This window comes from Aureimonas sp. ME7 (assembly GCF_903970965.1).
Lineage (GTDB): Bacteria > Pseudomonadota > Alphaproteobacteria > Rhizobiales > Rhizobiaceae > Aureimonas.
The window spans coordinates 156,518-169,148 of record NZ_CAJCKW010000009.1 but is presented as its reverse complement, the minus strand read 5'-3'; the positions used below and the strand labels follow the sequence as shown (position 1 = coordinate 169,148).

The window sequence follows — 12,631 nt, the reverse complement described above, 5'->3', positions numbered from 1 at the left end:
CACCATAGTTGGTGTCCGGTGGACGAAACGCAAACCCGACGCCCCGATCCGTTTCTAGCGAACGTCGATCACGTCGCCCGACCGCGCATCGATAATGACGGTCATGTCGCGCCCGCGACGATCGGCACCTTCGACCCGGATCACCCGGCGCTGCCGAAAGACGTCGTCGATCTCGCGCATGCCTTCGTAACGCGCGATGCGGGCGGCCTCCCGCTCGCTGATGCCGGGAGGCGGCCCGCGACGCGGCGGTGGGCCGTCGTAGGGGCCGCGCGGCGGCGGGAACGGACGGTCGTAGCGATCCGGAGGCCCGCGCCGATCGTCATCGGGCAGGACGCGCAAACCGCCGGGTCCGATTTCCAGCGATTGGGAGAAGGCGGGAACCGCACCCGCAACGGCGAGGCAGGCGGCGAGCGCCAGGGTCAGACGTGACGGCTGAATCATTTCGATCTCGAAAAACATCGTCCCACGAGACGAGGAATGTGCCGGTGCTCGTGTCCGATTCAAGGCGGACGAAGTCGTTCGGCCTACAAAAAAGGCGGGCCACCGAGCGACCCGCCTTCGAAACCGTTGCGCTCCGGAACGCTTAGCGAACGCCCAGGACATCCCCGCTGCGGCGATCCACGTCCACCTGGATGTCGTCGCCTCGGCGATCGACGCCGATCACCCGGTAGGCGTTGCGCGTGCGGCGAACGTCGTCCACCTCGCGCACCCCTTCGGCGCGTGCGATGCGAACGGCGTCCCGCTCGCCGATCTCGCGTCCCGGACGCCGATCGTCGCGACGCGGGCCGTCGCGGTTACTGTTGGGATCGACGAGACGAACGCCGTCACGCCCGATCTCGATGCCTTGCGCGAAGGCGGGGGCGGCCGAGGCGATGGAAGCAGCGGCCAGAATGGCGATGGTCAGTTGCTTGCGGATCATGACGAATCCTCCACGATGAACCTGGGCGCTCGGGTTCGGACACATCAGGCGCCCCATATCGCGGTCTAGAACACCGAAAGTGCCGTTCGGTTCCTTGCAACCTCCCTTCCTCACCATCACTCGGTCAGTGGAAGTACTGTCCTCCGTTGACGGTCATCGTCGATCCGGTGACGAAGCCCGCCTCTTCCGACACCAGGAACAGGACGCACCGCGCCACCTCTTCCGGCTCGCCGAGACGGCCGACCGGAATCTGTGGCAGGATGCGCTCGGCCAGTACCTTCTCGTCGATCGCGCGCACCATCTCGGTACCGATATAGCCGGGGCAGACGGCGTTGACGGTGATGCCGACCCGCGCGCCCTCCTGCGCCAGCGCCTTGGTAAAGCCGATATCGCCGGCCTTGGCGGCGGAATAGTTGGCTTGGCCCGCCTGCCCCTTCTGCCCGTTGATGGAGGAGATGTTGACGACGCGCCCGAAGCGGCGCGCGCGCATGCCCTCCCACACCTGCCGTGTCATGTTGAAGAGACCGGTGAGGTTGGTACCGACGACCTCGCCCCATTGCTCCGGCGTCATCTTATGGAACATCGCGTCGCGCGTGATGCCGGCATTGTTGACGAGGATTTCGACCGGACCAAGGGCCGCCTCCACGGCCTGGATGCCCTCCCCGCAAGATCGGAAATCGGATACGTCCCATCGGAAGACGGGAATGCCGGTTTCGGCCTCGAAGGCCTTTGCGGCCTCCTCGTTGCCGGCGTAGTTGGCGGCCACCGAGTGGCCCGCCTCCTGCAAAGCCTTCGAGACCGCCGCGCCGATGCCGCGCGAGCCTCCCGTGACGATCGCAACCCTGCCCATGCCCTTCCTCCCATTTGACGTGTCCGGAAGCCACCCAGGGCCGACCATGTGCCGAACCCGGGATGCACGAAGGCGCCTCCCGCTTCGCAACCCGAGGGAAGCGGAAGCGGTCGACGCCTTCGTATGCGATTGTCGAAAAAGCGTTGGCCGGTCGACCCGCGACCGGCCGATATCGGCCCTTAGGGGCGCTCGAAGCACATGGCGACACCCATGCCGCCGCCGATGCAAAGGGTGGCCAGTCCCTTCTTCGCGTCGCGCCGCGCCATCTCGAACAGGAGCGTGTTGAGAACGCGCGCTCCGCTCGCGCCGATCGGATGGCCGATGGCGATCGCCCCGCCGTTGACGTTGACGATGTCCGGGTTCCAGCCGAGGTCCTTGTTGACGGCGCAGGCCTGCGCCGCAAAAGCCTCGTTGGCCTCCACGAGATCGAGGTCCTCGATCCGCCAGCCGGCCTTTTCCAAAGCGCGGCGCGTGGCGGGGATCGGGCCCGAGCCCATCACCGCCGGATCGACGCCGACGCTCGCCCAGGACACGATGCGCGCCAAAGGCGCAAGCCCGCGCCGCTCGGCTTCCGCCTCGCTCATGAGAACGGCCGCCGCCGCCCCGTCGTTGATTCCGGAGGCGTTGCCGGCCGTCACCGTTCCGTCCTTGTCGAAGGCCGGCCTCAGCTTGGCAATCTTGTCGAGCGTGGTTCCGGCCTTGATGTACTCGTCGTCCGACACCACCACGTCGCCCTTGCGGCTCGAGACGGTGAAGGGCGCGATCTCGTCGCGGAAGCGGCCGGCCTTCTGCGCGTCCTCGGCCTTGTTCTGGGAACGGACGGCGAAGGCGTCCTGCTCGTCGCGCGTGATCTGCCACTGGCGCGCGACGTTCTCGGCCGTGTTGCCCATGTGATAGCCCTGGAAGGCGTCGATCAGCCCATCCTTCAGCATGGTGTCGACCATCTTAAGGTCGCCCATCTTGGTGCCCGCGCGCAGGTGCGCGGCATGCGGGGCCATGGACATGGATTCCTGCCCGCCCGCCACGACGATGCGCGCGTCGCCGCCCGCGATCTGCTGCATCCCGAGCGCCACGGCGCGCAGCCCCGAGCCGCAGAGCTGGTTGAGGTTCCAGGCCGTCGCCTCCTTGGGGACGCCGGCCTTCATGGCAGCCTGCCGCGCCGGGTTCTGTCCCTCGCCCGCCGTCAGCACCTGGCCGAGAATCACCTCGTCCACCTCGCCAGCCTCGATGCCGGCTCGGGCGAGCGCGGCCTGGATCGCGCTAGCACCCAGGTCGTGCGCCGGCACGCTGGCAAAGGCACCGTTGAAGGAGCCGACCGGCGTGCGCGCCGCTCCCACGATGACGATGGATTGTTCCGAAGACCGCATGGACAGCACCTTTCCTCCCGACGGCGCGGCGCCCCATCGCACCCGTCGCGTTATTTCGCAGACGTGCTCGACAGGTGTCAAACGCCGCGCATTTCCCAAACCAGGACGCGATGCAGCATGTTTTTCGGCTCACCGCCCCTTTCGGAGCAAACACATAGTCACAAACCGGCCGAAATGAGCCGAAGGGTTTGGAAACGCGGCCGAATTGTGCCTATCTCTTCGCAATGGCAGCAGAGCGGCGAGGAAACGCTGCCGGTCATGGGAATGGGAGAGAAGCGGATGGCGCGCAGCAACGAACCGACGGTGATCAAGAAATACGCCAACCGGCGCCTCTACAACACCGGCACCTCCATGTACGTGACGCTCGAGAACCTCGCCGCCATGGTGAAGGGCAACGAGGAATTCGTGGTCCAGGACGCCAAGACGGGCGAGGACATCACCCATTCGGTGCTGACGCAGATCATCTTCGAGCAGGAAAACAAGGGCGGCCAGAACCTGATGCCGATCACCTTCCTGCGCCAGCTGATCCGCTTCTACGGCGACCAGATGCAGATGGTCATCCCCGCCTATCTCGAGCAGTCCATGACCGCCTTCTCCAAGGAGCAGGAGACGTTTCGCGGCTCATCCGCCAATCCGCTACAGATGATGGAAACGCAGGTGCGCCGCAACACGGAGATGTTCCGCGAGGCGATGGCCGTGTTCAACCCGTTCATGGCGGGCGCGCTCGGGGGGAGCGATGCGGCGGCCTCGAAGGCGCCCTCGCCCGCCTCGGCCGGCCCGAGCCAGGACGACTTCGCCGCGATGCGCGACCAGCTCGCGGAGATGCAGAAGCGGCTGGAGGCCTTGGACGCCAAGAAGCCCTGAGAAACATGGCCCCCAACGAAAAAGGGCCGGCGCCAGGTGCGCACGGCCCTTTTCATAGGGTTCGAACGGTGCCCCGGATGGAGCGCCGTTCGAGGCAAGGATTCAGGCGTTTTCCTTGACGGTGAGGATCTGCTTGCCGCGATACATGCCCGTCTTCAGGTCGATGTGGTGCGGACGGCGCAGTTCGCCCGAGTTCTTGTCCTCGATATAGGTCGGCGCGGCCAGCGCGTCGGCCGAGCGGCGCATGCCGCGCTTGGAGGGGGAAGTCTTTCGCTTAGGGACGGCCATCGGTCTCTCCGTTCAGGTCGACGGCGAGCGGCCCATGAGGGAGCCGTGCCGTTGCAGGTCTCAAATCTGACGAGCCGGCCCCGGCGGGGAAGCATCCGGCCCTTCCCGAACCGAAGAAGAGCGTCCGATCCTTGTATCTGAGGATCGTCCCTGCCCTTCGCATCGACGGGAAATCGGGTGTGGCCATAGCAAACCATGCCCCGTTTGGGAAGGGGCGCCGTTCACGGAAAGTCAAACGCCGTCGATGCACCCGACATAGCCGCCCGAGGCTCGGGCGCGCGCTTCCACCGTTCCCGCCAGCCGACGAAGCCCGGCGGACGGGTTGGTCGGATCGCGCGTCAGCGGCGAAGGAAGCGCGACGGCCAGAAGCGCCGCCTGGCGCGCCGTCAGTTGCGAGGCCGGCCGGTTGAAGTAGTAGCGCGAGGCCGCACCGATCCCGTAGATGCCGTTTCCCCATTCGGCGACGTTGAGATAGATTTCCATCGTCCGGCTCTTCGACCACACGAGATCGGCATAAAGCGCGATCGGCAGTTCCAGCCCCTTTCTGAGGTAGGACCGGCCGTTCCACAGGAACAGGTTCTTCACCGTCTGCATGGGGATCGTCGATGCGCCCCGGCTCGGCTCGCCGTCGCCGATCGCCTGATCCACGACGGTGCGCATGGCGTTCCAGTCCACGCCCCCATGGAAGCAGTACTGCCCGTCCTCGGACATCATCACCGAACGCACCAGAACCGGTGAAATGTCCTCCAGCGGCGTCCATTCGCGCTCGAAGGGCTGGAAGGAGAAATGCTCAGCCAGCATCAGGGTGGAGATCGGCCGAACCCCAGGAATGGCATAGACGGGCACCAGCACCAACGGCACTGCAACCAGAAGCACCAACACGAACGCGGCGGCATAGATCATGCGTCGGATCATCGCGTCGTGTCTTCCAGTTGCGCGTTCGGAAAAAAAAGGCCTTGCCGCTCCGTCATAGCAAAGCGCGGGAAAGCCCGGCAACGGGAGCGCTTCCCCCCCGGGCCTTCCTCGTGCGATAGGCACACACGTTGGCGCGAGACGCGCCGGCCGGGAAATACGAGCGGGTGATGGACAGGTTGAGCGACGACCCCTTCGAGACGCGCCTGCGCGAAGCGGCGAGCCGGACGGAAACCGCGCTTGCCGCAGCCCTTTCGGGAACCTCGTTCCTTGTGGCTGGCGCGCCGGACGTGCTGCTTTCGGCCATGCGGCACGGCTCGCTGGACGGAGGCAAGCGGCTTCGCCCGTTTCTTGTGGAAGAATCGGCGCGCCTGTTCGGCGCCGACCCGGCCGCGGCCGCCCCGGTCGCGATCGCCCTCGAATGCATCCATTGCTATTCGCTGATCCACGACGACCTGCCGGCGATGGACGACGACGACCTGCGCCGCGGACGGCCGACGGTTCATAAGGCGTTCGACGAGGCGACGGCGATTCTGGCGGGTGACGCGCTCCTGACGCTCGCCTTCGGCCTCGTCGCCGAAGCGGACGGCGCGATCGAGCCGGGCAACCGCCTCGCGCTGATCCGGCTTCTGTCGCGCGAAGCGGGCGCGGCGGGCATGGTGGGCGGACAGGCGCTGGATCTGGCTGCCGAGACCATGGTGCTCGATGCCGCCGAGATCGCGCGCATGCAGGCGATGAAGACAGGCGCCTTGATCGCCTTCGCGGCGGAAGCGGGCGCGATCCTGGCGGGCGCCGCCCCCGAGGCGCGCCGAGCGCTGCGGCGCTACGGCGAGATCCTCGGCCTCGCCTTCCAGCTGGCGGACGATCTTCTGGACGAGACGGCGGACGCGGCGACCCTCGGCAAAGCGGCCGGCAAGGATGCTGCCCGCGGGAAGAAGACGCTTCCGGCCCTGAACGGCATCGCCTGGACCAGGAACGAGCTCGACCGCCTCGTCGGCGAGGCCGAGGCCGTGCTGGCGCCCTTCGGCGCGTCGGCCGCCACGCTGCGCGAGGCCGCGCGCTTCGTCGCCTTCCGGGATCGCTGATCACGCCATGGCAACGCTCGAAGCCACCGTGCCGACAAGAGGTTCGGAAATCGGGGACGCACTGCGCGAATCGCTTCCGGTGGTGATCGCCATCGCGCCGTTCGGCGCCGTGTTCGGCGCGCTCGCCACCGACGCCGGGCTGACGGTCGCGCAGGCGATGGGCTTTTCCGCCGCGATCTACGCGGGCGCCTCGCAGCTCGTGATCCTCCAGCTCGTCGCGCTCGGCACGCCGATGTGGTCGATCCTGATCGCGGTCGTCGCCCTCAACTTCCGCCATGTCCTGTATTCGGCATCGATCGGGCGCAAGCTGACGCGCTTCGGCACCGTCCAGAAGGCGCTCGCCTTCTACCTCCTGGTGGACCCGACCTTTGCGGCCGCCGAAAACCGGGCAACCAGCCGCCCGATCACCAAGCGCTATTATTTCACCTACGGCGCCGTGGTCTATGGGTCCTGGATCCTCGCCACCTGGGCCGGCATTCTGTTCGGAAGCATCATTTCGGATCAGCGGGCCATCGGGCTCGACGTTCTCCTGCCGATCTATTTCCTGGCACTGACGGTCGGCTTTCGCAGGCGAGCCGGGTTCCTGCCTGTCTTCCTGGCGTCCGCGACCGTCTCGGTGCTGGTCTACCTGACGCTCGGCTCGCCCTGGCACGTCACGCTCGGGGGCCTTGCCGGCATCGCGGTCGCCGTGCTGCGCGCCCCGAAGACCCGGACCGTGGCGGAGCCATCATGAGCGACATCTGGCTCCTGGCCTTGGCTGCGGCCGTCCTCACCTACGGAACACGGGTCGCCGGCCACCTCGTCCTGTCGCGCTTCGACACCATCCCGCCGCGCCTCGAAGCCGCGCTCGACGCGGTACCCCCCGCCATGCTCGTCACCATCGTCACCCCCGTCTTCGTGGACGGGGACTGGACCGAGCGGCTCCTGATCGTGGCCTGCGGCTTTCTCGCCCTGCGCCTGTCCGTGCTCACGACGGTCGCGATCGGCGTAGCGAGCGCGGCGCTCCTGCGCCTCGCCGGTTTCTAGAGCTCGTCCGGGGTCCATCCGTAGAACAGGATCTCATCGCCGAAGCGTGGGTGGCGCTCGGTGCGCAGCGCACGAAGGCCGGACGCCTCGTAGAAGCGGCGGGCGCGAACATTGCCGGGACGGGTGAACAGGGTGAAGCCGTCCGGCATCCGGCGCTTCGCCTCGTCGATCAACTGCCGCCCGATGCCCGTTCCCACCGCATCCGGCCGCACGAAAAGCTGATCCAGCACCCTTTCGTCGGGTTTCAGCGCGACGAATCCGAGAACCATGTCCGCGCCTTCGGCCACGACGATCCTGCAAGCCGACACGAGCGCCGGTATCAGCTCGTCTCGAAACTCGGCGATCGAGGGAAGCGCTTCGGGACCAACGCCCGGCAGGCTGGCGCCCCGGTGCCAGATGTCGATGATCGCATCCGCATCGCTTTGCCGAAAAGGGCGCAAAAGAACGTCGGCCATCGTCGCCCCGGCTAATTGCGCATCACGACGCACGCGCCGCCCGCCGCGCGGTAGCGCGTGCAGAACGTGTTGGCCTCGCCCCGCGAATCGGCGCCGATGCGGATGGCGGTGATGCGGCGCGGCCCGGAGATCGGGCGCGCGCGCATGACGATCGGCTCGACGCCGCCTAGAACGCCAGGATACTGGTCCTGCAACTTGTGGAAGATGCGAACCGCGATCGCCTCGTTCGGATGACCCGCGATCTGCGCGCCCCAGGGGCGCATCGGCGCGCTTTCGGCGACGGCAAAGACCGCGCGCGTCGGCAGGATCGGCAGGCGGCGGCAGGCGGCGGCAAAATCGAGATCCTTCACCAGCGGACGCACCTCCGCTTCGCGCTCCTCGTCGCGGAACCAGGCGGCGGGCTGCGCCGTGATCGAAAGGACGTAGTCCTCCGTCTCGTAAGGCAAGCGCCCGCCCGCCTTCATCCAGCGCTTCACCCGGTTGATGCCGCCGTTGTAGGCGGCCGCCGCCAAGCCCCAGGAGCCGAGCTCGGCCCGCAGGTCCCGAAGGTAGAGCGCCGAATGCTTCAGCGCCTCGGCCTTGTCGTAGGGGTTGCCGAGCCCGCGTTCCCTCGCGGTATAGGGCATGAACTGGGCGATGCCTTGCGCGCCGACCGGCGAGCGGGCGCTTTCGTCGAAGCGCGACTCCTTCCAGATCAGACGCGCGAAAAAGTCCGGCGCCATGCCGACGGCCCCAGCATTCTCCGCGATCAGGTCGCAGATCTGCCCGACGCGCGGGTCTTCCGCCTTCTCCTGCGCACGCGCCTGTCCCCCCGCAAGGCCGGCCAGAAGCACGGCTACGGTCAGAGCCAGACGCCCTCCTCGCCTCATTCGGCGGCGGCGGCGGGCCGCCCGAAGCGGCGGTCGATATAGGCGAGGACCATCTCGTGGAACTCCTCGGCGATGCGGGCCCCACGCAGCGTCGCGACCTTCTGCCCGTCGAGATAGACGGGGGCGGACGGCACTTCGGCGGTTCCGGGCAGCGAGATGCCGATATCGGCATGCTTGGATTCGCCCGGCCCGTTGACGATGCAGCCCATCACCGCCACCGACAGCGCCTCGACGCCCGGATACTTCTCGCGCCACACCGGCATGTTGGTGCGGATGTCGTTCTGGATCGTCTCGGCGAGTTCCTGAAACAGCGTCGAGGTCGTACGCCCGCAGCCGGGACACGCCGCGACGATCGGGATGAACTGGCGAAAGCCCATGGTCTGCAGAATTTCCTGCGCGACCTGCACCTCCTTGGTGCGATCACCGCCGGGCTCGGGCGTCAGAGACACGCGGATCGTGTCGCCGATACCCTCCTGCAGGAGAATGCCGAGCGCCGCCGACGAGGCGACGATGCCCTTGGAGCCCATGCCCGCTTCCGTCAGCCCAAGATGCAGCGCATGGGGCGTGCGGCGCGACAGGTCGCGGTAGACCGCGATCAGGTCCTGCACGTTGGAAACCTTGGCCGACAGGATGATCTTCTCGCGCGGCAGGCCGGTTTCCTCGGCCAGCGCTGCCGAATGGAGCGCCGACTGGATGATCGATTCGCGCATCACGGCCCGGGCGGGAAGCGGCTGGGCGAGCGCCGAATTCTCGTCCATCAGCCGGGTCAGGAGTTCCTGGTCGAGCGAGCCCCAGTTGACCCCGATGCGCACCGGCTTGTCGTGGCGGATCGCCATCTCGATGATGTCGACGAACTGCCGGTCCTTCTTGTCCTTGAAGCCGACATTGCCGGGGTTGATGCGATACTTGGCGAGTGCGGCCGCGCAGTCGGGATAGTCGGCCAGAAGCTTGTGGCCGATATAGTGGAAGTCGCCGACGAGCGGCACATCCACTCCCAGCCGCAGGAGCCGCTCGCGAATCCGCGGCACGGCGGCGGCCGATTCGTTGCGATCCACCGTGATGCGCACGATCTCGGACCCGGCCTTGGCGAGCTGTGCGACCTGCGCCACGGTGGCATCGACATCCGCCGTGTCGGTGTTGGTCATCGACTGGACGACGACCGGCGCTGGCCCGCCGACCGCCACCCCGCCGACATTCACCGACACGGTCGGCCGGCGCGGAAGGGGATCAGCCAGTACCGGTTCGATCGGGGCCTGCAACGTCATCGCTATCCGTCTCGTCAAAAGCGCGTTCCGGCCGCCCCGCACCCGTTGGTGCCGAAGCCGCCTGAAACCGTCGCTGCCTATATCGCCGTTCGCAGCGTCCAAGAAAAGAGCATCATCATGTCGCGAGGGTGACGGCGGGCAGGCCTTGATCTCCTGCCCGAAGCCTCGCAAACCCTCCGGCGACCCATCGTCCTCAGGAGACCCGATGTCGCCCGCTGCCGCCCTCGCCCTCTTCGCCTTCGTGATGCTCGTCGCTCTCGTTCCGATCTGGCCCTGGTCCCGCGGCTGGAGCTATCGGCCGGCGATCGCCTTCGCCGTTTTCTTCACATTTCTCGTCGTGGTGTGGGTGACCGTCCTAATCTGACCGAAAAGAGGCGAATTCGGGCCGAAATCGTGGAACCGATCACGGGTTTGGGAAGTTGAAGCGGCGTAGACGCACTTGTTCAGCCGGAGTTTCCCATGCCCATCGGCACCATTCTTCTCATCGTCCTGATCCTGCTTCTGATCGGCGCCTTCCCGGGCTGGGGCTATTCCCGCTCCTGGGGCTACGGCCCGAGCGGCATCCTGGGCTTCCTCCTCGTCGTCGTCCTGATCCTGGTTCTCCTCGGACGAATCTGACCGTTCCTCCTCCCGCGACAGCGCCGATCGTCAGCTTCCGGGCTGGCGGTCGGCGCCGCGCATGAGGCCGGACAGGAACAGGATCGCCACGAGGCATCCGCTGAGACCGAGGAACACCGCCGAAAAGCCGAAGCGCTCGGCGAAGAAGCCGATCGCGGACGGGGCGATCAGAATTCCGGAATAGCCGATCGTGGTGGCGATCGAGATGCCGACGCCAGGCTTCAGACCGGGCACGTTGCCGGCGGCCGAAAAGGCGATCGGCGCGATGTTGGACAGTCCGACCCCGAGCAGCGCGAAACCGAGGATCGAGACGGCGAGGTTCGGCGCCAGTCCGATCACGAGAAGCGCCGCGATGCCAGCGCCGCAGGAATAGCGCAATGTGCGCGTCGCGCCGAGACGGTCGCGAATGCCGTCCCCCAAGAACCGGAACAGGGCCATCACCGCGGAAAAGGCGGCGAAGGCAAGACCCGACAGCGCGATGTCGACGCCCAGATCCTGCCGGAGGTGAATCGCGCTCCAGTCGATGGTCGCTCCTTCCGGCACCATGCCGAACAGCGCGCAGAGCCCGATGCCGACCACGGCAAGCTTCGCGCCGCCGGCTCCCGTCCCGCTTGGTGTAAGCGACGCGTCGTGGCGAGCATCCGAATGGGTCGCGGCGACGTCCTCCAGCATGTTTCGAGCGATCGGCACGAGAAGAACGAGAAGCAGAACGGAAACCAGGGCGAGATGCCCGATCGCCCCGAGCGCCTCGATCAGGACGCCGCCCGACGCCGCCCCCAGGAACCCACCGATCGACCAGAAACCGTGGCAGGACGACATGATGGCGCGCGGCATGCGCCGTTCGACGCTCACCGCGTTGGCGTTCATCGCGACGTCCATCCCGCCCATCGACGCGCCGAAGAAAAGGATCGCCGCCCCGGCCGCCAGCGGCGTTGGGGCCCATACCAGCGGAAGCAGCGAAAGCGCCAGCAGCGCGTGCAGGACGAGAGTCGAGGTTCGCGAGCCGAACCGGGCGGTCGCCGCTCCCAGAACCGGCATGGCCAGCACCGCACCGATGCCGAAGGCGAGGATCAGAAACCCGAGATGGGTTTCCGACAAGCCGAGCCGTCCGGCTAGAACCGGGATCTGCGGCGCCCAGCTTCCCATGACGAAACCGTTGGCCAGAAATGCTCCCGCCACGGCCAGCCTTTGCCGCGGCCAGACGCCCGTGATCGCGGCGGGCATTCGAGCGACGTCGGTACTCATCGCAAAGCTCCTTGCGAAACGGGGGCTCCCGTGCGGCGACGGGCGATGGATGTCTCGGACGCCGCCTCCTCGGCGCGCAGCACCCGCAAGCCCTGCGCCTCGAAGGGCGTCAGGGCGGCCGCGTCACAGTCCGGCTCGACGAACAGGCGCAGCCGACGATCCAGCGCGGCGACGACGAAGGAGGCGGCCGTGCCGATCTTGTCGTTGGTGGCGGCCACCGCGATCGTCTCCGCGCGGGACGCGAGCGAGGCCTTCAGGTCGGCTTCCTCGAGGTCGTGCGTGGTGATGCCGGCCTCGGCATCGATGCCGCAGGCGCCCAGAACCAGTACCGATGGGCGGATCCGCTCCGCCTCGCGCAGCGTCTGCGCGCCGAGGCAGGCGCCGCTTCGCCCGTCGAAGCGCCCGCCCAGCATCACGACGGTGGTGCCCGAACGCTCCGCCAGCGTGCAGGCGATCGCCGGCGTGTTGGTGACGATGGTCAGGCCGAGGCCGGACGGCAGAGCCTCCGCCACGGCGAGGTTGGTCGAGCCAGCGTCGATGAAGATCGTCGACCCGGGCTCGAAGGTGGAGGCGATGGCGCGTCCGAGTAGGAGCTTGCGGCTTTTGTCCTGGTCCTGCCGGTTCTTGAACGATCCGCCATCGGGTGCGAACGGCAGGGCGCCGCCATAGACACGCCGGCATTCGCCCGAGGCCGCAAGTTCGCGCAGGTCCCGGCGCACCGTATCGTCGGACACGCCGAAGTTCGCGGAAAGCTCTGCCGCCACAACGCGCCCGTCCCGCTGCAGCCATTCGCGGATCACGGCCTGTCGTTGCCGGGCCAAAAGATGCGGCGTCGCCTCGCCCATGGGATGCTCCTCAAGAAAGGAGC

17 protein-coding genes are annotated in these 12,631 nt (G+C 67.3%); 6 read left to right on the top strand and 11 right to left on the bottom strand.

The genetic code is table 11. From position 1 onward, the window contains the following. Positions 1–54: 54 nt before the first annotated feature. The 4 genes from H7A85_RS15905 to H7A85_RS15890 all read right to left on the bottom strand — a co-directional run bounded on the left by H7A85_RS15905 (position 55) and on the right by H7A85_RS15890 (position 3,136). Positions 55–441, bottom strand: a complete 387-nt coding sequence (locus tag H7A85_RS15905) for a PepSY domain-containing protein (RefSeq protein ID WP_182086937.1) — start codon at positions 439–441, stop codon at positions 55–57. 142 nt (positions 442–583) lie between these two features. Beyond that, positions 584–919, bottom strand: a complete 336-nt coding sequence (locus tag H7A85_RS15900; RefSeq protein WP_182086936.1) for a PepSY domain-containing protein — start codon at positions 917–919, stop codon at positions 584–586. A 124-nt stretch (positions 920–1,043) separates the two neighbouring features. Next, a complete protein-coding gene (gene phbB, locus H7A85_RS15895; protein ID WP_182086935.1) occupies positions 1,044–1,769 on the bottom strand; it encodes an acetoacetyl-CoA reductase in 726 nt (241 codons plus the stop codon). 179 nt (positions 1,770–1,948) lie between these two features. Continuing rightward, positions 1,949–3,136 (bottom strand): acetyl-CoA C-acetyltransferase, encoded by a 1,188-nt coding sequence (locus H7A85_RS15890; protein WP_182086934.1) that lies wholly within the window; start codon positions 3,134–3,136, stop codon positions 1,949–1,951. A 279-nt stretch (positions 3,137–3,415) separates the two neighbouring features. Here H7A85_RS15890 and phaR point away from each other — a divergent pair, with 279 nt between their 5' ends. Beyond that, positions 3,416–4,000, top strand: coding sequence for a polyhydroxyalkanoate synthesis repressor PhaR (phaR, locus tag H7A85_RS15885; RefSeq protein ID WP_182086933.1), 585 nt, complete (start codon positions 3,416–3,418; stop codon positions 3,998–4,000). Positions 4,001–4,102: 102 nt separating this feature from the next. Here the strand turns inward: phaR and rpmF are convergent, their stop codons facing one another. Both rpmF and mtgA read right to left on the bottom strand, forming a co-directional pair. Next, positions 4,103–4,288, bottom strand: coding sequence for a 50S ribosomal protein L32 (gene rpmF, locus H7A85_RS15880; RefSeq protein WP_061930396.1), 186 nt, complete (start codon positions 4,286–4,288; stop codon positions 4,103–4,105). 231 nt (positions 4,289–4,519) lie between these two features. Then, positions 4,520–5,203 (bottom strand): monofunctional biosynthetic peptidoglycan transglycosylase, encoded by a 684-nt coding sequence (gene mtgA / locus H7A85_RS15875; protein ID WP_182086932.1) that lies wholly within the window; start codon positions 5,201–5,203, stop codon positions 4,520–4,522. 167 nt (positions 5,204–5,370) lie between these two features. On the opposite strand from mtgA, the gene H7A85_RS15870 reads away from it, so the two are divergent. The 3 genes from H7A85_RS15870 to H7A85_RS15860 are packed head-to-tail and all read left to right on the top strand — an operon-like array spanning position 5,371 to position 7,311. Further along, a complete protein-coding gene (locus H7A85_RS15870) occupies positions 5,371–6,285 on the top strand; it encodes a polyprenyl synthetase family protein (RefSeq protein WP_182086931.1) in 915 nt (304 codons plus the stop codon). A gap of 7 nt (positions 6,286–6,292) precedes the next feature. Further along, positions 6,293–7,018, top strand: coding sequence for an AzlC family ABC transporter permease (locus tag H7A85_RS15865; protein WP_182086930.1), 726 nt, complete (start codon positions 6,293–6,295; stop codon positions 7,016–7,018). Continuing rightward, positions 7,015–7,311 carry an AzlD domain-containing protein gene (locus tag H7A85_RS15860; protein ID WP_182086929.1) on the top strand — a complete coding sequence of 99 codons (297 nt, stop codon included), beginning with the start codon at positions 7,015–7,017 and terminating at the stop codon, positions 7,309–7,311. Before H7A85_RS15865 ends, H7A85_RS15860 begins: the two co-directional genes overlap by 4 nt. On the opposite strand, the gene H7A85_RS15855 is transcribed toward H7A85_RS15860, so the two are convergent. Genes H7A85_RS15855 through ispG form a run of 3 tightly spaced genes read right to left on the bottom strand, consistent with a single transcriptional unit; the run spans position 7,308 to position 9,900 of the window. Continuing rightward, the gene (locus H7A85_RS15855) at positions 7,308–7,766 is read right to left on the bottom strand and encodes a GNAT family N-acetyltransferase (RefSeq protein WP_182086928.1); all 459 of its coding nucleotides are present in this window, start codon (positions 7,764–7,766) and stop codon (positions 7,308–7,310) included. The genes H7A85_RS15860 and H7A85_RS15855 overlap by 4 nt on opposite strands. Before the next feature lie 11 nt (positions 7,767–7,777). Beyond that, entirely contained in the window at positions 7,778–8,635 is an 858-nt protein-coding gene (locus H7A85_RS15850) for a transglycosylase SLT domain-containing protein (RefSeq protein WP_182086927.1), read from the bottom strand. Beyond that, positions 8,632–9,900 (bottom strand): flavodoxin-dependent (E)-4-hydroxy-3-methylbut-2-enyl-diphosphate synthase, encoded by a 1,269-nt coding sequence (gene ispG / locus H7A85_RS15845; RefSeq protein WP_182086926.1) that lies wholly within the window; start codon positions 9,898–9,900, stop codon positions 8,632–8,634. Before ispG ends, H7A85_RS15850 begins: the two co-directional genes overlap by 4 nt. Positions 9,901–10,105: 205 nt before the next feature. Here ispG and H7A85_RS15840 point away from each other — a divergent pair, with 205 nt between their 5' ends. Both H7A85_RS15840 and H7A85_RS15835 read left to right on the top strand, forming a co-directional pair. Next, on the top strand, positions 10,106–10,264 hold the full coding sequence (locus H7A85_RS15840) for a DUF3309 family protein (RefSeq protein WP_182086925.1): 159 nt from the start codon (positions 10,106–10,108) through the stop codon (positions 10,262–10,264). A 95-nt stretch (positions 10,265–10,359) separates the two neighbouring features. Beyond that, positions 10,360–10,518 (top strand): DUF3309 family protein, encoded by a 159-nt coding sequence (locus H7A85_RS15835; RefSeq protein WP_182086924.1) that lies wholly within the window; start codon positions 10,360–10,362, stop codon positions 10,516–10,518. Positions 10,519–10,548: 30 nt separating this feature from the next. On the opposite strand, the gene H7A85_RS15830 is transcribed toward H7A85_RS15835, so the two are convergent. Together H7A85_RS15830 and H7A85_RS15825 are read right to left on the bottom strand one after the other, a co-directional pair. Continuing rightward, positions 10,549–11,763, bottom strand: a complete 1,215-nt coding sequence (locus H7A85_RS15830) for an MFS transporter (RefSeq protein WP_182086923.1) — start codon at positions 11,761–11,763, stop codon at positions 10,549–10,551. After that, positions 11,760–12,608 carry a DeoR/GlpR family DNA-binding transcription regulator gene (locus H7A85_RS15825; RefSeq protein ID WP_182086922.1) on the bottom strand — a complete coding sequence of 283 codons (849 nt, stop codon included), beginning with the start codon at positions 12,606–12,608 and terminating at the stop codon, positions 11,760–11,762. Before H7A85_RS15825 ends, H7A85_RS15830 begins: the two co-directional genes overlap by 4 nt. Between the last annotated feature and the right edge of the window lie 23 nt (positions 12,609–12,631).

Coding starts and splice junctions, on each gene's coding strand:
- H7A85_RS15890 (WP_182086934.1), bottom strand. CDS start 3,136: ATGCGGTCTTCGGAACAATCCATCGTCATCGTGGGAGCGGCGCGCACG.
- H7A85_RS15905 (WP_182086937.1), bottom strand. CDS start 441: ATGATTCAGCCGTCACGTCTGACCCTGGCGCTCGCCGCCTGCCTCGCC.
- H7A85_RS15860 (WP_182086929.1), top strand. CDS start 7,015: ATGAGCGACATCTGGCTCCTGGCCTTGGCTGCGGCCGTCCTCACCTAC.
- H7A85_RS15870 (WP_182086931.1), top strand. CDS start 5,371: ATGGACAGGTTGAGCGACGACCCCTTCGAGACGCGCCTGCGCGAAGCG.
- phaR (WP_182086933.1), top strand. CDS start 3,416: ATGGCGCGCAGCAACGAACCGACGGTGATCAAGAAATACGCCAACCGG.
- H7A85_RS15850 (WP_182086927.1), bottom strand. CDS start 8,635: ATGAGGCGAGGAGGGCGTCTGGCTCTGACCGTAGCCGTGCTTCTGGCC.
- H7A85_RS15825 (WP_182086922.1), bottom strand. CDS start 12,608: ATGGGCGAGGCGACGCCGCATCTTTTGGCCCGGCAACGACAGGCCGTG.
- H7A85_RS15865 (WP_182086930.1), top strand. CDS start 6,293: ATGGCAACGCTCGAAGCCACCGTGCCGACAAGAGGTTCGGAAATCGGG.
- rpmF (WP_061930396.1), bottom strand. CDS start 4,288: ATGGCCGTCCCTAAGCGAAAGACTTCCCCCTCCAAGCGCGGCATGCGC.
- H7A85_RS15830 (WP_182086923.1), bottom strand. CDS start 11,763: ATGAGTACCGACGTCGCTCGAATGCCCGCCGCGATCACGGGCGTCTGG.
- mtgA (WP_182086932.1), bottom strand. CDS start 5,203: ATGATCCGACGCATGATCTATGCCGCCGCGTTCGTGTTGGTGCTTCTG.
- H7A85_RS15855 (WP_182086928.1), bottom strand. CDS start 7,766: ATGGCCGACGTTCTTTTGCGCCCTTTTCGGCAAAGCGATGCGGATGCG.
- H7A85_RS15900 (WP_182086936.1), bottom strand. CDS start 919: ATGATCCGCAAGCAACTGACCATCGCCATTCTGGCCGCTGCTTCCATC.
- H7A85_RS15835 (WP_182086924.1), top strand. CDS start 10,360: ATGCCCATCGGCACCATTCTTCTCATCGTCCTGATCCTGCTTCTGATC.
- phbB (WP_182086935.1), bottom strand. CDS start 1,769: ATGGGCAGGGTTGCGATCGTCACGGGAGGCTCGCGCGGCATCGGCGCG.
- ispG (WP_182086926.1), bottom strand. CDS start 9,900: ATGACGTTGCAGGCCCCGATCGAACCGGTACTGGCTGATCCCCTTCCG.
- H7A85_RS15840 (WP_182086925.1), top strand. CDS start 10,106: ATGTCGCCCGCTGCCGCCCTCGCCCTCTTCGCCTTCGTGATGCTCGTC.